The organism is Actinoplanes xinjiangensis, assembly GCF_003148685.1.
Taxonomy (GTDB): Bacteria; Actinomycetota; Actinomycetes; order Mycobacteriales; family Micromonosporaceae; genus Actinoplanes; species Actinoplanes xinjiangensis.
This window is the reverse complement of sequence record NZ_QGGR01000004.1, coordinates 248,082-265,634: the sequence shown is the minus strand read 5'-3', so window position 1 is coordinate 265,634 and position 17,553 is coordinate 248,082. Positions and strand designations below refer to the sequence as shown.

Annotated in this window: 16 protein-coding genes and 1 other RNA gene; 6 read left to right on the top strand and 11 right to left on the bottom strand. The window is 69.8% G+C overall.

Annotation, left to right across the window (positions count from 1 at the left end):
- The first annotated feature begins 122 nt into the window (after positions 1-122).
- The gene (locus BC793_RS11025; RefSeq protein ID WP_158319226.1) at positions 123-539 is read left to right on the top strand and encodes a toll/interleukin-1 receptor domain-containing protein; all 417 of its coding nucleotides are present in this window, start codon (positions 123-125) and stop codon (positions 537-539) included.
- A 342-nt stretch (positions 540-881) separates the two neighbouring features.
- On the opposite strand, the gene BC793_RS11020 is transcribed toward BC793_RS11025, so the two are convergent.
- Positions 882-1,649 carry a sulfite exporter TauE/SafE family protein gene (locus BC793_RS11020; RefSeq protein WP_109592438.1) on the bottom strand — a complete coding sequence of 256 codons (768 nt, stop codon included), beginning with the start codon at positions 1,647-1,649 and terminating at the stop codon, positions 882-884.
- A gap of 511 nt (positions 1,650-2,160) precedes the next feature.
- Here BC793_RS11020 and rnpB point away from each other — a divergent pair.
- An RNA gene (gene rnpB / locus BC793_RS11015) (RNase P RNA component class A) lies at positions 2,161-2,571 on the top strand.
- Between the two features lie 619 nt (positions 2,572-3,190).
- Here rnpB and BC793_RS11010 read toward each other — a convergent pair.
- Positions 3,191-3,919, bottom strand: a complete 729-nt coding sequence (locus BC793_RS11010) for a DUF2637 domain-containing protein (protein WP_239169863.1) — start codon at positions 3,917-3,919, stop codon at positions 3,191-3,193.
- A gap of 186 nt (positions 3,920-4,105) precedes the next feature.
- Between BC793_RS11010 and BC793_RS11005 the strand changes: the two genes are divergently transcribed.
- Positions 4,106-5,119: a DUF6301 family protein gene (locus BC793_RS11005; protein ID WP_146246231.1), complete on the top strand. Its 1,014-nt coding sequence runs from the start codon at positions 4,106-4,108 to the stop codon at positions 5,117-5,119.
- A gap of 50 nt (positions 5,120-5,169) precedes the next feature.
- Here BC793_RS11005 and mctP read toward each other — a convergent pair whose 3' ends face one another.
- From mctP to BC793_RS10965, 8 genes are all read right to left on the bottom strand, one after another.
- Positions 5,170-6,816: a monocarboxylate uptake permease MctP gene (gene mctP, locus BC793_RS11000; protein WP_109591921.1), complete on the bottom strand. Its 1,647-nt coding sequence runs from the start codon at positions 6,814-6,816 to the stop codon at positions 5,170-5,172.
- Positions 6,813-7,031, bottom strand: a complete 219-nt coding sequence (locus BC793_RS10995; RefSeq protein ID WP_109591919.1) for a DUF3311 domain-containing protein — start codon at positions 7,029-7,031, stop codon at positions 6,813-6,815. Before BC793_RS10995 ends, mctP begins: the two co-directional genes overlap by 4 nt.
- Positions 7,032-7,163: 132 nt before the next feature.
- Positions 7,164-8,450 (bottom strand): glycoside hydrolase family 18 protein, encoded by a 1,287-nt coding sequence (locus BC793_RS10990; RefSeq protein WP_109591917.1) that lies wholly within the window; start codon positions 8,448-8,450, stop codon positions 7,164-7,166.
- 82 nt (positions 8,451-8,532) lie between these two features.
- Positions 8,533-9,621, bottom strand: coding sequence for a bifunctional RNase H/acid phosphatase (locus tag BC793_RS10985; RefSeq protein WP_239169862.1), 1,089 nt, complete (start codon positions 9,619-9,621; stop codon positions 8,533-8,535).
- Positions 9,618-10,352, bottom strand: coding sequence for a zinc ribbon domain-containing protein (locus BC793_RS10980; RefSeq protein ID WP_109591915.1), 735 nt, complete (start codon positions 10,350-10,352; stop codon positions 9,618-9,620). The genes BC793_RS10985 and BC793_RS10980 overlap by 4 nt, the downstream gene beginning before the upstream one ends.
- Positions 10,349-11,197, bottom strand: coding sequence for a Nif3-like dinuclear metal center hexameric protein (locus BC793_RS10975; RefSeq protein WP_239169861.1), 849 nt, complete (start codon positions 11,195-11,197; stop codon positions 10,349-10,351). Before BC793_RS10975 ends, BC793_RS10980 begins: the two co-directional genes overlap by 4 nt.
- Before the next feature lie 19 nt (positions 11,198-11,216).
- Positions 11,217-11,801, bottom strand: a complete 585-nt coding sequence (locus BC793_RS10970) for a flavoprotein (protein WP_109591914.1) — start codon at positions 11,799-11,801, stop codon at positions 11,217-11,219.
- A gap of 16 nt (positions 11,802-11,817) precedes the next feature.
- Positions 11,818-13,044, bottom strand: a complete 1,227-nt coding sequence (locus tag BC793_RS10965; protein ID WP_109591912.1) for a helix-turn-helix domain-containing protein — start codon at positions 13,042-13,044, stop codon at positions 11,818-11,820.
- A gap of 225 nt (positions 13,045-13,269) precedes the next feature.
- Here BC793_RS10965 and BC793_RS10960 point away from each other — a divergent pair, with 225 nt between their 5' ends.
- Positions 13,270-13,899, top strand: coding sequence for a bifunctional DNA primase/polymerase (locus BC793_RS10960; protein ID WP_109591910.1), 630 nt, complete (start codon positions 13,270-13,272; stop codon positions 13,897-13,899).
- A gap of 107 nt (positions 13,900-14,006) precedes the next feature.
- Here the strand turns inward: BC793_RS10960 and BC793_RS10955 are convergent, their stop codons facing one another.
- On the bottom strand, positions 14,007-14,852 hold the full coding sequence (locus BC793_RS10955) for a hypothetical protein (RefSeq protein WP_109591908.1): 846 nt from the start codon (positions 14,850-14,852) through the stop codon (positions 14,007-14,009).
- Between the two features lie 255 nt (positions 14,853-15,107).
- On the opposite strand from BC793_RS10955, the gene BC793_RS10950 reads away from it, so the two are divergent.
- Both BC793_RS10950 and BC793_RS10945 read left to right on the top strand, forming a co-directional pair.
- On the top strand, positions 15,108-16,142 hold the full coding sequence (locus BC793_RS10950; RefSeq protein ID WP_239169860.1) for a sigma-70 family RNA polymerase sigma factor: 1,035 nt from the start codon (positions 15,108-15,110) through the stop codon (positions 16,140-16,142).
- Positions 16,143-16,221: 79 nt separating this feature from the next.
- A complete protein-coding gene (locus tag BC793_RS10945) occupies positions 16,222-17,220 on the top strand; it encodes an NADPH:quinone oxidoreductase family protein (RefSeq protein ID WP_109591904.1) in 999 nt (332 codons plus the stop codon).
- Positions 17,221-17,553: the final 333 nt, after the last annotated feature.

Genomic DNA, 17,553 nt, shown 5'->3' with positions numbered 1-17,553 from the left:
CGACACCGACACTATGAGTTGTGCAAGTTGCACGTCAACGGACGACATTCTCACACCCCGCCATCGGCGGACTACGCAAACCCCATCGAGCACTGTGGAGAACTCTCCGGCATGCTGGGAACGTGCCCGTGCTCGTCTCCCACTCACCCGCCGACGAACCATGGGCACAATGGATCGCCACCTCCCTGCGCGCCGCCGGCCACGAGGTACGCCTCGACCCCGTCGACGCGGCCTTCGCCGACCGGCTCACCGAGGGCCGTTTCAGCAGCACCGGCCCGGTTCTGGTACTGCTCTCCGCCGAGCACCGCGGCACCCCCGCCGACTGGGCGCTCCTGGCCGGAGCGTCCACACTCGTCGGCCGCCTCGTCGCCCTGCGCCTCGACATCTGCGAGGCGCCGCGCGCCCTCCGCGCCATCCCCTGCCGCAGCCTCCACGGACTCGACGAGGAGGACGCGCTCGAACTCGTCCTGACCGTCGCCGGCGGCATCCGCCGCGAAAAACTCCGCACCAGAGGTCTGCCCACCACTTCCGGCTGGTGAGCGACGGCCGCCATGCCGCATCGGTACGCCCTGAGCATCGCCCCCACGAACCGGACATCGCCCCGCCGCGGGGCTCCACTCCCCGGACCTGGCGGCATCACCCGGACCGCGGTGCCTGGCGGTGTCCCCGCCCCCGGTGTCTCGCTGCCTCTCGCTGCCCGGTGTCTCGCTGCCTCTCGCCGCCCTCCGATTTCTCGTCGTGGCTCGCGCTGCCCCCCGGTTTGTCGTGGTGGCTCGCGCTGCCCCCCGGTTTGTCGTGGTGGCTCGCGCTGCCCCCGATTTTTCATCGCGGCTCGCGCTGCCCCCATGTCTCGTGGTGGCTCGCGGTGGCTCGTGGCGAGATCAGCTGAGGAACGCCCGGTAGAAGAGGAGCAGGCCGATCGCGGTACCGAACGTCACGATGACGGACCTCAGGACCCGCTGGGACAGGCGCTGGGCGAGACGCGCTCCGGCGTACCCCCCGATGATCGTGGCCGGCGCCAGGGTGACCACCGCAGCCCAGTCGACCCGCGCGAACACCGCGAAGATCAGTAGCGTGACCACGCCGACCGCGGCCGACAGGACGTTCTTCAGCGCGTTGATCCGCTTCAGCGGCTCGTCGAGGATCAGTGCGAGAGCGGCGACGTACATGACGCCGAGCGCGGCCCCGAAATAGCCGCCGTAGATCGCCCCGACGAACACCACACACTGCAACGTCACCGAAGCACGCCGCGGCGACAGACTCCGCGGATGCCCGACCAGCGCCCGCAGTCGCTCCTGGAACGCCAGCGTGCCCGCCGCCGCCAGCACCAGGAACGGCACGATCACCTCGAAGGCCCGGGCCGGCGTGAGCTGCAGCAGCGCACACCCCGCCGCCGTACCCACCGCCGCGGCCGGGACCGTCGCCTGCACCCGCCGTCCCTGCCCGGCGAGATCGGCCCGGCTTCCGGCGACGCTCGACACATACCCCGGGAACACCGAGACCGAATTGGTGACATTCGCATCCACCGACGGCAGACCGATAGCGATCAGGCTCGGAAACGTGATCAGCGACCCGCCTCCGGCGATCGCGTTGACCGCCCCGGCCGCGATCCCGGCCACCACCAGCAACAGAATCTCCGTGACATCCATGGTGCTGCTGACCCTACGACCAACCCCCGGCCCGGCCGGCATGATCCCCGCCGAGCACCGGCGAACCGTCTCGAAGCCAGCCGTCTCGTCACCCTCGAATCCGGACCGCTCGCCCCCCTCGAACTCGTCCTGACCGCCGCCGGCGATCTTGGCCTGCTCGACGCGGTCGATCGCAGCAGACTCGGCGCGGTCGATCTTGGCCAGCTCGACGCCCTCGACCCCAACCGGCTCGACGCCCTCGATCCAACCGGCTCTACGCCCTCGATCCCAGCCGGCTCGACGCCCCGATCCAACCGGCTCTACGCCCTCGGCCCCCAACCGGCTCGACGCCCCCGATCCAACCGGCTCTACGCCCTGGATTCCAACCGGCTCGACGCCCCCGATCCAACCAGCTCTACGCCCTCGGCCCCCAACCGGCTCTACGCCCTGGATTCCAACCGGCTCGGCGCCGTCGATCTTGGCCGGCGTGCGGCGGCCCGGAGGCCGGCACGTAGGATTGCGGCGCGACGGACGAGTCGGCTGGGCGGCCGCGTCGGCATCCTCACGGATGCCGCCGAGGAACGTCCGGACTCCGCAGAGCAGGGTGGTTGTTAACGGCAACCCGGGGCGACCCGCGGGAAAGTGCCACAGAAAACAGACCGCCGACGGCGTACCACGTACGGTGTCGGTAAGGGTGAAACGGTGAGGTAAGAGCTCACCAGCACCCCGGGTGACCGGGGTGGCTCGGTAAACCCCACCCGGAGCAAGGCCAAGCAAGGCCCTCACCGCAAGGCGAGGGCCGGCGCAGGCGTTCGAGGGCTGCTCGCCCGAGCCTGCGGGTAGGCTGCTCGAGCCTGCCGGCAACGGCAGGCCTAGATGGATGGCCGCCACCGGCGACCACGGTCGCCGGCTACAGAATCCGGCGTACAGGCCGGCTCGTCCGCCGCCCTCAGCCGATGGGCTGCCGTCGGCATGCTCGCCCGATGCCGTCCACAACGCGCCGGTTCCCGTTTGCGGTCACTCGATTCGACCTACACGACGGGCAACCCGATGATCTGCGACTGCTCTGGTCGCCAGCAGCTGTGACATCACGCGCGGAACCGTTTGTCCGCACTGAGAAAAAGCGGTCGAACCGCCTGTCCACAACTGGGATCTCGCGCGCCGAACCGCCTGCCCACAACTGGCAAGTCACACGTCAAATCGTTGCCGCCCACCGCTCGGCACCGGAACGAACCGGCCGGCGGACCTGTCCCGTTCTTCACGGGTTGTGCTGTTGCGAACGAGGACGCGAGCACACACAGCGCGATCGTGGTCGCTGGTCACCGTGATCGCGATGGCCAGCGCTCACATAAGTGGGAACGTGGGATCTCGTCACCGTGATGACGACGACCAGCGACCACGATCGCGGATCGTGTGCGCTGGTCGTCCTGGGCCGGGATGTCGACCCCCACGCCGTCGACCCCGCGACTCATGAGCCGGGAGCGGTTCGGGTGGGCGGGGAACGGTTCCGGTGGGCCGGGAGCGGTTCGGGTGGGGTGTTGGCTTCAGGTCAGGAGGCTCGGTCAGGAGGCTCGGTGGGCGCCGACCGGCTCGTCGAGGCCGACGCGGCCCTCGCGGAGGAAGCGGTCCAGTTCGGCCTGGTCCAGGGCTTCCTTGTCGGCTCGGGCCTTGGCTCGTTCGGCGGCTCGGGCGGCGCGGGCGCGGGCGGCCTCCTCGGCTGACCTGGCCGCGGCTGTGGCGGCCTCCTGTTTGGCGCGGCGGGTGGCGGCGGCCTTCGCGGCGCGGGCCTTGGCGACCTCGGGGTCGAGTTTGCGGTTCGAGTGGACCTCGGTGATCACGGCTACCTCGCGGGCCTCGATGGCGGCGAAGTCGGGACGGATCTTGGCGGCTACCCATTCGACGCCGGCTACCAGGCCTACCACCAGGGCGAAGATGATGCGGAGGCCTAGTGGGCCGGGGGCGGCGAAGTTCACCGCGGCGGAGATGACCACCACGATGGCGAGGATCTTCATGGCGGCGCGCCGGGCGTCGGCGGCCATGCCCGCGGTGTGGGCGATGGTCAGCATGGAGAGCATGGCCAGGTCGAAGACGGCGGGGACGATCCAGGCGAACATGCCGGCGCCGAGGGTGGCCAGGTAGTGCGCCTGGTGCAGGTAACTGGCAGCGAGCGCGCCGACGAGGATCAGGTTGTTGGCGCGTTTGATGGTTCTGATGGTCCGGAGCATGCCGGGCACCGCGCCCTTGGCGTACTCGGTGGCGAACTGCTGCGTCAGGGTCGTCTGGGTGGCCAACGCTGAGCTCCTCCGCGGGTCACGATCGGGCGGCGCCAGACCAGACGCTACCGGAGCATCAGCCCCATCTGTGGCGAGTCGGACTAATACCTAAATTCGCCTCGCGTATGCCGTAACCCTCACGGTTTCCAGCGATGTGACGTCGGTGAGCAAGAATGACCGCCGGACGGGTGAACGGGGGTCTCGGTGAACGCGCTGGCTCGTACCGTCGCTGCGGTCGCCGGGATGGAATGGGCGTGGACGGCCGATCAGCTCGAAGGGCTTGTGTCCGCCGCGGGCTGGATCTATCGGGCGCCCTCCGAAGGAACGGTGAGCTGCACGTTCGACGCCGCTCCGGGCCGGGCGGGGGCGTTCCTGTTCGGCGCCGAGGTGACCGCCGTCTACCTGAGCCTGCACGACAAGGAAAACCTGGGCCGGCGCGACAAGGGAGACCTGAACCAGCACGCAGAGGGAGACCTGAGTCGGCGAGAAGGGGAGGACGCGGGCGTGCCCGCGCGGCGAGACCGGTTCGTGGCCGCGATCGCCCAGGTCGCCCTACAACTGGGACCCCCGCGGGTGCGATGTCCGGGCCCGGATCCGAGCGCCGGCTGGCGGGTCGCCGCCGGCGTGCTGGAGATCGTCGACCGGCCGGAAGCACTCGACCTGTGGCTACGGCCCGCACCGCGACGTGTTCCGCACCGGCGGGTCCCACCCGTGGACGGCGACGTGGACTGGCCGGCCATGGAGAGGGGCCTCGCGGCCGCCATCGCGTCCCTGCCTGCGGGAGCGGTCGTGCGCCTGGAAGCCCGTGGGAGGACGAACCCGGAAACGGACCTGCACCCGAAACCCCACGAGAAGACGAACCCGGGAGCGAACCTACGCCCGGAACCCCACGGGAAGACGAACGCGGAAGCGAACCTGCACCCGAAACCCCACGAGAAGACGAACCCGGAAACGGACCTGCACCCGAAACCCCACGAGAAGACGAACGCGGGAACGGACGGCGTGGGCACGCTCGTCGAGCTGAGCCAGACCGAGGACAGCCTGACCGTCCACGCCGGCGACGAGACGGAGACGATTTGCTGGCCGGCGGCCGGCGAGGCGTACAGGAAGATCGCCGGGCGCCTCGTCGTCCTCCTGCGCGAGAAGATCGCGAGCCCCGCCGACCTCGCGTATCGCTCAGACCTGCCGGTGCCGTATCTCCCGCTGCGGCGGGCCTGAGCCCGCCGCAGCGAAAAGGGACACCCCTGAAAAGACCGCCGCGAGAAGCGTCAGGTCGAGGAGACGTTGTCGACCGGGGTGGTGCGCTGCTTCTCGATCCGCGGGTCACCCTCGTCGGCGAAGTAGTCGTCGGCCTCGGTGCCGTCCACGCCCTCCGGCGTCTTGGCGGCCCGCAGGATCAGCGTCACGATCACCGCGACCAGGGCGTTGACGAGAACCGCCACGAACCCCACGTAGATCGTCTTCGTGCTGTCCAGACCGAATTCGGACAGCGGGAACGCCGATCCACCGAAGTGTTTACGACCGGTGGCCGCGTTGGGGATCTGCCACAGCATCCAGAATCCGACGGCCATGCCGGCCGCCCACCCGGCGACGAGCGCGCCGCGGTGCAGCCATCGGGTGTAGAGGCCGACCACCACGGCCGGAGCCGTCTGGAGGATGATCACGCCGCCGATGAGCTGGAGGTCGATGGAGAACTGGGGGTCAAGGAAGACGATGCAGGCGACCGCGCCGATCTTCACGACCAGGGACGTGATCTTGGCGACGTTGGCCTCCTGCGCGTGGGTGGCGTCCTTGCGCAGGTATTCCTTGTAGATGTTGCGGGTGAACAGGTTGGCCGCGGCGATCGACATGATCGCGGCCGGGACCAGGGCGCCGATGCCGATGGCGGCGAAGGCGATGCCGGTGAACCAGGCCGGGAACTGCTGGTCGAAGAGGACCGGCACCACGGTGTTGCTGTCGACGCTGCCGGGGGTCGCACCGGGCAGCGGTTTCACCCCGGCGGCGATGGCCATGTAGCCGAGCAGCGCGATGAGGCCGAGCAGCAGGCTGTACGCCGGAAGCGCCGACATGTTGCGCTTGATCACGTCCCGGTTCTTACTGGCCAGCACACCGGTGATGCTGTGCGGGTAGAGGAACAGGGCGAGCGCCGAACCGAGTGCCAGGGTGAAGTACTGGACCTGGTTGTTGGCGTTGAGGGTGATGCCGTCGTTGGGTGCCGGTGACGCCTGGAACTTCGCGTCGGCGGCGTCGAAGATGGCGTTCCAGCCGCCGAGCTTGTAGGGCAGCCAGATGATCGCCACCAGGATCACGATGTAGATCAGCGTGTCCTTGACGAAGGCGATCAGGGCGGGTGCGCGCAGCCCGGACTGGTAGGTGTAGGCGGCCAGGATCGCGAACGCGATGATGATCGGCAGGTGCCGGGCGATCGTGCTCTCGCCGGTGACACCCATCGTCTTGAGGACGGCTTCGATGCCGATCAACTGCAGGGCGATGTACGGCATGGTCGCCACGATCCCGGTGATCGCGATGACGAGCGCGAGGGTCGGCGAGTCGAACCGGGTGCGTACGAAGTCGGCCGGGGTGACGAAGCCGTGCCGGTGTGACACCGACCAGAGCCGGATCAGGATCAGGAAGAACAGCGGGTAGATGATCACGGTGTAGGGCACCGCGAAGAATCCGGCGGCACCGGCACCGAAGATCAGGGCGGGCACGGCGACGAAGGTGTACGCCGTGTAGAGGTCACCACCGACCAGGAACCAGGTGATCCATCCGCCGAAGCTGCGGCCGCCCAGTCCCCACTCGTCGAGGTGCGCCATGTCCTTCGGTGCCCGCCACCGGGACGCCACGAAGCCCATGCCGCTGACCAGCAGGAACAGAAAGGTGAAGACGACGATCTCAGTGATGTGATCGCTCATGGCCGGCTCCGCCTCTTCGTCATCTGGTAGACGATGGTGGTGGTGGTGACGCCGAGCAGGATGAAGGCGAACTGCAGCCAGTAGAAGAGCGGGAATCCGGCGAGCCGCGGCTCGTCGTGGTTGTACAGGAAGGTCAGCAGCGGCACCACGATCGGCACCAGGAGTAGCCAGTTCCAGGGACTTCTATCGGTTCTCCGACGTTCGGGCTCAGCCATGAGTCTCCTCCGTCCACATTGCGTGTGCTCCACGTCACGCTAACGAGACATCGGATCACCGGGCGATCCCCTGTGCGCCGAACGGGTGCGGCGGTGCGCCGAGTGGGCGCACCGCCGCATCGATGAGAATAATTACCGCAGGCCCGCGGAGATGGCCTTGGTGAGCGACGCGGTCTCGTCGTCACCGTCGAGCGACCACATCATCGCGCCGCCGAGTCCCTTGGCCCGGATGTAGAGCGACTTTTGGAACAGGACGGCCGGGTCGTCGTACGTCCAGAAGGTCGTGCCGTCGTAGAGCCAGGCGTGACCGTTGCGCAGGTCGCGGTGGATCTGGAAGCCCTGGGCCGGCAGCTTCTTGAGGGTCTTGAAGTCCTCGGTGCCGTTGGCGAAGACGCCGGGTGCCGGGCCGGTGGCCGGGCCGAAGAGGCCGTGGCGGCCGCCGGTGACGCCGGTCCAGCCCTGGCCGTAGTAGGGCACGCCGAGGACCAGTTTCCGCTTCGGCGCCCCACCGGCGATCCAGTGGTTGACCGTGTTCTCCACCGAGAAGTCCGGGTTGTCGGGCGCCCCGGCCGGGACCCGCAGAGCCGACTGCTGGTTGGCGCGCGGCTCCCAGGTGCCGTGGAAGTCGTAGCCCTGCACCGTGCCGAAGTCCAGGTACTTGAAGATCTTGTCCGTCTCGAACCCGACGTCGATCTTCGCGGGGGCGGCCGGGAGGAACGCGGTGAGCAGGTACTTCTTCCTGTTCTGCCGGCCGAGCCGGTCGAGCTGGCTGCGGAACTCGGCGAGCAGCAGGGTGAAGTTCTGCTTGTCCTCGGGCCGGATGATGTTGCCGTCGTTGCCGGACGAGGCCGGCCACTCCCAGTCGAGGTCGATGCCGTCGATGATGCCGGCCGCTACGCCCTCGGGCAGGCCGGTCAGGTTGCCCTTGATCCACAGGTCGATGCAGGAGGTGACCAGCTTCCGCCGGGACGCCTCGGTGAGGACGGCGTCCGAGAAGTACGCCGAGCCGCTCCAGCCGCCGAGCGAGATCAGTGCCTTGAGCTTGGGGTTCTTCGCCTTCAGCTCGGCGATCTGGTTCAGGTTGCCGGAGATCGGCTGGCCGGCGACGTCGGCGACACCGTCCACACTGTTCTCGGCGGAGAACGGCGTCTGCCAGTCGGCCCAGGGGTCGGCGGAGGCGCACACACCGTCGGCGGTCACCGGACCGAAGGCGTAGTTGAGGTGGGTCAGTCGGGCCGCGGCACCGGAGTTCTGCACGTCGGCGAGCTGGAAGTCGCGGCCGTAGATGCCCCACTGGGTGAAGTAGGCGACCTTGGTGTATTTGTCGTTCCCGTGTGCCTGTGCGGGAGCCGGTGCGGCCGCCACGACGCAGGTGGCGGCGGCCGCCGCGGCGACGAGGCGGCGGGTGAAACCGCGCATGAGCCCTCCAGGGCGAAACGTTGAAGAAAGTTTCCTAATCGAGGAAGCTAAACGTCCGCCCTGCGAGGGTCAATATTCACCGCTACCGAAGATGCGCGGTCTCGTTCACCGACCGGACCGCGATGTTGCCGTCCGGCCAGACGTCCATCGTCGACACACCCGCCGCGTCCAGGAACAACCGGTGCAGGAAGGCGTCACCGGCCGCCAGCGCGTCCCGCAGGATCAACTTGATCGGCGACACATGGGAGACCAGGACCACGACCTTGCCGGGGTACGCGCTGAGCACGGTCGCCAGAGCCGCCCGCACCCGTTTCGCCACCGCCTGGAACGACTCCCCACCGGGCGGGGCGACACTCGTCGACGCCAGCCACGCCGACATCTCCGTCGGCCACCGCTCCTGCACCTCGGCGAAGGTCTTGGCCTCCCAGGCGCCGAAGTCACACTCGATCAGATCGTCCATGATGGTCACCGGCAGCCCGCCCGCCTGATCGGCGATCAGCTGCGCGGTCCTCGTACACCGGGAAAGGGGTGAGGAGAGGACCGCCGCGATGTCGCGGGAGATGCCGGCCACCCGCCCCGCCGCGGCCATGGCCTGCGCCTCGCCCTCGTCGGTCAGCGGCACGTCGCCGCGCCCGGAGTAACGCCCCTGCGAGGTCAGCGGGGTCTCACCGTGCCGGACCAGGATGATCCGGGTGGCCTCGGCCAGGGACGCGGGCGGCGCCCACGACTTCGGGGCCGGCTCCTCCTTGCGGGCGATGCCGGCCTCCTCGTCCATCGCCCGGTTCGCCAGCGCGTCGGCGGCCTTGTTGCGCTCCCGCGGGATCCACTCGAACGTCACCCCGGCGAACTTGCCGACCAGGGCGGCCGCCTCGGCGGCGAGCGGCCGCAGACCCGCGTTCTTGATCTGCCAGCGGCCGGACATCTGCTCGACGACCAGCTTCGAGTCCATCTTCACGGCGACCCGCTCGGCGTTCAGCTCGGCCGCCGCCTGCAGGCCCGCGATCAGGCCCGAATACTCCGCCACGTTGTTGGTGGCGACCCCGAGCGAGGCGAACCGCTCGGCCAGCACCTCGCCGGAGTCCGCGTCCCGGACCACGGCGCCGTACCCGGCCGGGCCCGGATTGCCCCGCGACCCGCCGTCCGCCTCGACGACCACACGTGGGCCGGTCACAGGCCCGACTCCGACGTACGGACCATGATCCGGCGGCACTCCTCACAGCGGACCACGTCGTCCTTCGCGGCCGCCTTCACCCGGTTCAGGTCGGCGCCGTACAGCTCGATCCGGCAGGCGCCGCAACGGCCCGCGTAGAACAGCGCCGCGCCCATGCCGGTCTCCGAGCGGATCTTCTCGTAGAGCGTGACCAGGTCGGCCGGCAGGTCGGCGGCGAGCGGGCCCCGGGCCTGGGTCTTGAACTCCAGCTCCTTGCCGATCTCGCCGAGCGCCTCGTCACGGCGCCGCTCGGCGTCGGTACGCCGTCCGACCGCGGCCGCGAGCCGGCTCTGCACCTCGGCCAGCGTCGCCGCCGCCGTCTCGTTCTGCTCCATCAGCGCCAGCTCCGCGTCCTCCAGCTCGGACTGCCGCCGGTTGAGCGTGGCCAGCTCGTGCTGCAGGCCCTCGACCTCGCGCAGCGAACCACCGGAGTCCAGGCGCTTCTGGTCCTTGTCCTTACGCTGCCGGACCTGGTCGATGTCCTTCTCCAGCCGGGCGATGTCCCGGTCCAGGTCGTCGACGACCACCTGGGCGCGGACCCGCTCGTCCTCGAGCGCGGAGATCTCCCGCGCGGCCGCGTCGATCTCGGCCAGCTCGGGCAGCGTCTTACGCCGGTGCGCGAGCTGCGCCAAGGTGGTGTCGACGGCCTGCAGGTCGAGCAGACGGCGCTGGGCTTCCGGGGCGGCCTTCACGGGCGGATCTCCAAATCATCGCGATTCGCATGGACGGTCCAGGGGTCGGTGTCCAGATCGGACACCAGGACCTCGACGGGGAACACCTCGCGCAGCCAGGCCGCCACGTCGTCGAGCCAGGGGCGCTCACTCGCCCAGTGGGCGACGTCGAGCAGGGCCGGGCCGCCCGAGGCGAGATGCTCGCTCACCGGGTGGTGCCGCAGGTCCGCGCACAGGTACGCGTCCGCGCCCGACCGGGCGGCGACGGCCAGGAACGAGTCACCGGCGCCACCACAGACGGCGACGGTACGGATCAGGGCATCGGGGTCACCGGCGGCACGCACCCCGGCCGCGGTCACCGGCAGGCGCTCCGCCGCGAGACGGGTCAGCGCGGCCAGCGTCAGCGGCTCCGGCAGCTCCCCGATCCGGCCCAAGCCGCGGCCCTCACCGGCGGCCGCACCCTCAGCCGGCGCCAGCGGGCGCAGCCCGGTCAGGCCGAGCCGGGCGGCGAGCGCGTCGGAGACACCGGGGTTGGCCACATCGGCGTTGGTGTGCGCGGTGTAGAGGGCCACCCCGGACCGGATCAGCCGGTGCACGAGGGCGCCCTTGAACGTGTCCGGCGCGATCGACGACACCGGTTTCAGCAACAGCGGGTGGTGCGCCACGATCAGGTCGGCGCCCCGCTCGATCGCCTCGTCGACGGTCTCCGGCACGCAGTCGACCACGCAGAGGACACGGGTGACCGGGTGCTCGAACTCGCCGAGCACCAGTCCGACCCGGTCCCACGACTCCGCCCAGGAACGCGGGAAACGCGCGTCGAGGGCATCCACCACGGCCCTGACGGTCACGTCGGTCAAGTCGGTCACGAGGGCCAACCCTATACCGCTAGGAAAGCGCCCCCGGCTCGACTCGGCTGCCCGCGGCGATCGGGTTGCTGACCGCCTGCAGGGCCCGCCGCCAGGGGAACTGGCCACGGAAACGATCGGTCTGCCCCGGACCGCCCAGACGGCACACGTCCTCGCCGTAGAGCACGTGCACGCCCCAGTCTCGCAGTTTCGCGAGACTCTCGTGCAGCGACGGGTGCAGGGCCATGATCTTGTTGGTGTAGGGCACCACCGCGGTGGGGACGCCGTAGCCGTACCCCTCGACGAGGAGACCGAGCACCAGCGTGTCGGTGATGCCGGCGGCCCACTTGTTGACCGTGTTGACGGTGGCCGGCGCGACGATCATCGCGTCGGCCGCCGGCAGCACGTCCGGATCGCCGGGACTCTTGTAGTCGGAACGGACCGGATGCCCGGTCTGTGCCTGCAGGGCCGCCACGTCGACGAACTTGCGGCCGTCCGGGGTGGTGACCACACAGACGTCCCAGCCTTCACTCTGCGCGAGGCTGACCAGGATCCCGACGTCCCGGGCCATCGGTGAGCCGCACACCAGCACGTACAGCACACCGGGTGAGGGGTTACCCGTCATCACTCGCGGACCCACCTCATACACCGACTCCCATCTGTTCGGCCAGCTCCGCGATCGGAGCCGGCGGCGTGCCCCGGGTACGCCGGAGCACGTCGGAAAGGACCTCGTGGGCGAGCGGCCGGCACCGGATCTCGGACGGAGCGAGACGATCGCCCTCCAGCAGCATCTCGCCGGCCTTCTCGACGTCGCCGATCTGCGTGTACCCACGCGCGATGTCGAGGTAGTGGTGCGCACGGCGTTCCGGAAGCATGGCCTGGAATCCGGCCTTGTCCATACCCTCGTGCGTCTCCACGGCCAGCTTCCCGTCGCCGAGTTCGACCGCCGTCGCGCAGCGGTGCAGCTGCACGTTCGTCGGCCCGAAGCTGGTCCAGTAGTGGTTGAAGTCGCCGCCCAGCTCCAGCGACGCCTGATCGGCGCCGCACAGCAGATCCCGGACGGTCGCGCTGTCGCCGATCCGGGCGGCCGCCATGGCCCCGTTGAGCAACAGCATCCCGTAGACCGAGAGCTGATCCGGCCGTGGCCGGTCCGGGCCGGGCGCCAGCCGGTTGGCGATGTTGACGTTGACCTCCAGCGACGGGCGGACCCGTCCCAGCGCGAGCAGCGCACTGCCCACCCGGTAACTGGCCAGCCCGGCCAGCAACTGGTCGCCGGCCCGCTGGGAGACCGCGATCGAACGGTCCGCGGCGAGCCAGGACAGCTCGTGCTCGCCGACCTTGCGCAGTGCCGACGACGCGATCTGGTACACCTGCCCGAGCAGGTGCGCCGCGTTGGGCGCCTCGTCGCTGTTGGCGTGGGCGCTGTCCGCCGCCTGGGCGTCGCGGAGCAGCTTGGGCAGAGCGCGCGCCAGAGCCCCGTACTTGGCGTGCTGGTAGGTCAGCCAGGCGTGGCTGACCGCCTTGCGCATCTCGGTGAGCGGTGGGGAATGTGGCACCGCCTGGAAGAACGCGCTCATCTGGTCATACCGCTCCAGAGCCGCGCGAATCTCCTCGACCTCCACCTGGTCGATGCAGTTCTGCGTCTCCGGCTTGCGCTCCACCTCTTTGCCCAGCAACAGCTGGACGTCGACCTGGAGCACGTCGGCGATGTCATAGACAACGGAGAATTTGTCGAGTCGGCGGACCCCGCGTTCCACCTTGTCGACCCAGCTCTTCGATTTGCCCAGCCGGTCCGCGAACACCTGCTGGGACATCTTGCGTCGGCCCCGCCAATAGGCGACGCGGCGGCCGATCGGCAGCTCGTCCACGGTGCCTCCCCCACTCGACCGACGGTCTCTCCGCCGGTGAGCCATCCGGTGTTCACTCGCAGTGTGGACCGCTCACGTGCGCGCAGATCGCACAGCGTGTGTGATCGCCTGCTCACCGATGCTCGTAGTTTTTCATGCAAGTTGCAAAGGGTGGATCTGCCGGACCCAACGACGACCGTCGCCGCGGGATACGGCCTCGCCACTCGAATCCGGGGGTATCGAGCTATGCAGTGGACCAGCCGTCAGCCGTTCGTCCCACCGTCAATCCTCGACAGAGCCCTCCTGCGCCGGGCCGCGCTGCGGTATGCCGCGCACGGCTGGGCCGTGACGCCCGGCGCGTACCTGACCGGCGATCGTTTCGACTGCGGCCGGCCCGACTGCGCCATCACCGGCTGCCACCCGGCCCTGGACTCGTGGGCCGCGACCGCCGGCGACGATCCGGCCCGCATCGCCGCATGGTGGCGACGGCGCCCGTACACCGTCCTGCTCACCACCGGAGACGCCTTCGACGTGCTGGAGGTGCCCGCGGCGCTCGGCGCGCGCGGCCCCGGCGCCGGCCCGGTCGCGGTGACCGCCGACGGCCGCTGGATGTTCCTGGTCCGCCCCGGCAGCCCGCTGCGCCCGGAACTCGAACACCGCCTCGACGTGGTCCGGCACGGCGCCGGCTCGTGGATCCCGGCGCCCCCGACCCGGTTGCCCGAGGGCCCGGTCCGCTGGGAGGTCTCGCCGGGCCGCGTCCAGTGGCGGCTCCCGGACTCCGGCGAGGTACAGGAACGCCTGGCCACCGCCCTCGGATCGAGCCGCCCGGCCGGCCCGGTCCTGGTCCCCCGGCAGCTCTCCCGCCGGGCGGCCTGAACGCCAGAACACCTGTCATGCGACAAGGTTGCCGTACCGCCGCCCTCGATCACATCACCCCTGCGGGGGAAATGCATGAGTGAATCTTCGGCGGCTCGCCGCCGCCGTTACTCGCGGGCCAGGTCGCGGTAGGCCTCGATCACGGCCTCGGTGCGGCCGGCCAGGTCGGGCCCGCTCTCCACGGCCGCCGGAACGCCGGCCACCCGGGCGAGCGTCCGCTCGGCATGCCGGGCCGTGGCCGCGACCTGCCGCTCCCGGATGAAGCTCTCCCCGGCCCGCGCCGCGGCGTCGATGCCACCGAGGATCCGGTTCGCGGCGGCACCGGCCTCCCGCCAGACCTCATCGGCACGCTCCCGCTGCAGGTCGGCGGCCATCCGGGCCGGACTGTCCCCCGGGATGTCGGCGTCGCGTACCCCCGCCAGTTCCTCCCGCACCCGGCGCAGCTCCTGCCGCCGCCCCAGCACCTCGGCCAGTTCCCCGAGCGCACGGGTCAGCGACCGGTCCGCAAGGATCGGGTCGATCATGTCGCCCAGCGCCGGCCACGTCCGCCGAACCCGCCCCGACGCATCCAGCGCCCCCGCGAACGCGGCCCGCTCCGGCACCGACCACAACACCCGCGACTCCTCGTCCCGCGGCACCGCGAACACCGCCTCCTGCGCCGCCCGGACCTGCCGCCGCCAGACCAGCCCGACGAGCACGGCGCTCCCAGCGGCGGCCAGCCACCAGCTGAACCCCGACGCGGCGAGCACCGCCGAGACGAACAGCAGCGGCAACGCGAGGCGGGCGGTGAAGGTCACCCGTTCCTCCCGGCTGCGCCCGCTGGGCGCCCGGCAGACACTCTCGACAAGCGTCCCGGTCCGCTCACGGCGGGCGACCCCACTGCGCATTCTCAGCGGGTACGGGGAGACGACCACTTTCTCGAAGTCGATCCCGGCGTGCAGTTCCGTACCCACGTCCGGCCTCCGTCAGCGTCGCCATCCGTCCGGGCGGGCCCAGACCGCCGAGGGGAAACCGGCCGGGACCCGCCCACCGCGGTACCCGCGGACCCCCTACGTTTCGGTCCCGCACTCCCCCACATGAGCCCCGCTCCGGTGCACCCCGGTTGCCGTTGCACCTACCGTGTGCAGCCGGTTCCCACCGCCACCCCGGCCCGCCCGCATTCAGGTCGGCACGCACTCTCCACGGTCGGGCGAGGTTGAATGGGCATCGTGGATGGCAATCGTGACTTCGCCGGAGACATCGAGCCCTTTCGGCGTGAGCTGGTCGCGCATTGTTATCGCATGCTCGGCTCGATCCACGATGCGGAGGATGCGGTCCAGGAGACGTACCTGCGGGCGTGGCGCTCTCATGGTGGTTTCGAGGGACGCTCCTCGATACGTACCTGGCTCTACCAGATCGCGACCAACCGGTGTCTGACCGAACTCGCCAAGCAGAGCCGCCGGGTGCTTCCCTCGGGAATCGGCGACCCGGAGCCGGATCCCGATGTTGCCCCGCACGTGGGCGGTACGGACGTGAACTGGCTGCAGCCGGCACCGGATGCGATGGTTCTGCCGGACCCGGCTGATCCCGCCACGATCGTCGCGGCACGTGGGTCGGTGCGGTTGGCACTGGTCGCCAGCCTGCAATACCTCCCGCCGAAGCAGCGGGCGGTGCTGATCCTGAGAGACGTGCTGGCGTTTCCGGCCACGGACGTGGCGACCATGCTCGGCACCACGACGGCGTCGGTCAAGAGTGCGCTGCAACGCGCCCGGGGGCGGCTGGCAGAACTGGCTCTGACCGACGACCAGACCACCGAGCCTGCCGTGCCCGGCGCCCGGGAGCTTCTCGATCAGTACATCGCGGCCTTCGAGAACGCCGACGCCGCAGGGCTGGAGCGACTGCTGCTGAAGGACGTCACCTTGGAGGCGACACCGCTGCGCACCTGGTTCGCCGGCCGGAGTACCTGCATCCCCTTCCTGCACCGCCACCTGCTGGGATCGCCGGGTGACTGGCGCATGCTGCCGACCAGCGCCAACGGGCAGCCCGCGGCAGCGGTCTACACCCGGGACCGACACGGGAACCACCAGGCGTACGGAATCTGCGTGCTCACCGTCAGCGGTGCAGGCATTCACCGCATCTCCTCCTTCGGCGATCCGAGCCTGTTGGGCGCGTTCGGGTTCGCGCCGCACCTGCCGCAGGCACAGCGGGCTCAGCCGACAGCGATTCCTTCTTCGGTCGCGCCGGGTCTTCCCCGGTGTAGGTAGCCGGCCTCGTCGCCAACCGGTAGCCCGGTCTTGTGGCCGCCCGGCCGGTCTTGTCGCCAACCGAAGGAAGCAGACTGTCATGAGCATCTCCCCCACCATGCGCGCCCTGCGACAGACGTCCCTCAACGGCCCTCGGGATCTGCGTCTCGTCACCGACGCCCCGGTGCCGATTCGGGGCGCCGGCGAGGTCCTGATCCGGGTGACTGCGGCAGGCGTCAACTTCGTCGACATCCAGCAGGCCACCGGCACATTCGCCGGCGGCCCGCAGCCGCCGTACGTGGCGGGCATCGAGGCCGCCGGTGAAGTCATGTCCGTCGGCGAAGGGGTGACCGACCTCCAGCCCGGCGCCCATGTCATCGGCGCCTTGATCACCGGCGGCGCCTTCGCCGAGTTCATGCTGCTGTCCGCGGCGTCGGTGGTCAGCGTGCCTGCAGGCTGGACCGACGAGCAGGCTCTCGGTCTGGTGGTCAGCTGGCCGACCGCGCTGGCCGCGCTCAAGCCGCTGGGCCACATCACCGCTGGTCAGACCGTCCTGATCCATGCCGCAGCCGGGGCGACCGGTCAGGCCGCGCTCACGATGGCGAAACACTACGGCGCGACCGTGATCGCAGCGGCATCGCCGCAGAAACACGACCTGGTCTTGAGCCTGGGTGCCGACCACGTCATCGACTCCCGCAGCACCGACCTGACCGGCGACGTCATGCGGCTGACCGGCGGCACAGGCGTCGACCTCGTCCTGGAGTCGGTCGGCGGCCCCACCCTGAACGCCAGCCTGGCCTCGACCAGACGGGTCACCGGCCGAGTCGTCGTCTACGGCATGGCCGGAGGGGAGGCAACGATCACCAACTGGGACCTGATCTACAGGCACCAGGTCCACCTCATCGGCCTGAACATCGGCACCCTGATCCAGGCCGCACCGTCCCTCTTCGGCGAGGTGATGGGCGAGATGTTCGGCCTCCTCGCGGCCGGAGTCATCCGCCCCGGCCGGCCCACCTGCTACCCACTCGCCGAAGGCCCGAAAGCACTGACGGACCTGGAAGCGCGGACCACCGTCGGCAGACTGGCGATCCTGCCCTGACAACCACCCCGGCCACCGCCGGGGTTCAGAGTCATGGGCTGGTCCCCGATGGCCATGACGACCGGCATCAACACCTCGCGCCAGAACCGCCGACCAGGTGGCGACACTGTTCTTGAAGCCGAGCTGACACAAGACGCGACCGGAGCGGGTCGCCGGGATGACGGTTGCCCGCTCCGATGCTGGTCAGACTGGTGGGCGCGGTAGGTTTCGAACCTACGATCCCTCGCTTGTAAGTTGAGCGAAGGAACGTTCGGCAAGACCTATAACCGTCCGTGTACAGCATCGATTCACCGTGCCGGACGTTCTCAGACGAAGCCGTACGCAACTGAACGA

What these genes read in the sequence shown, in the direction of transcription:
- BC793_RS10970 (WP_109591914.1), bottom strand. Translation starts at nt 11,801, where the DNA reads ATGACGGGTAACCCCTCACCCGGTGTGCTGTACGTGCTGGTGTGCGGC.
- BC793_RS11020 (WP_109592438.1), bottom strand. Translation starts at nt 1,649, where the DNA reads ATGGATGTCACGGAGATTCTGTTGCTGGTGGTGGCCGGGATCGCGGCC.
- mctP (WP_109591921.1), bottom strand. Translation starts at nt 6,816, where the DNA reads ATGAGCGATCACATCACTGAGATCGTCGTCTTCACCTTTCTGTTCCTG.
- BC793_RS10990 (WP_109591917.1), bottom strand. Translation starts at nt 8,450, where the DNA reads ATGCGCGGTTTCACCCGCCGCCTCGTCGCCGCGGCGGCCGCCGCCACC.
- BC793_RS10960 (WP_109591910.1), top strand. Translation starts at nt 13,270, where the DNA reads ATGCAGTGGACCAGCCGTCAGCCGTTCGTCCCACCGTCAATCCTCGAC.
- BC793_RS10945 (WP_109591904.1), top strand. Translation starts at nt 16,222, where the DNA reads ATGAGCATCTCCCCCACCATGCGCGCCCTGCGACAGACGTCCCTCAAC.
- BC793_RS10995 (WP_109591919.1), bottom strand. Translation starts at nt 7,031, where the DNA reads ATGGCTGAGCCCGAACGTCGGAGAACCGATAGAAGTCCCTGGAACTGG.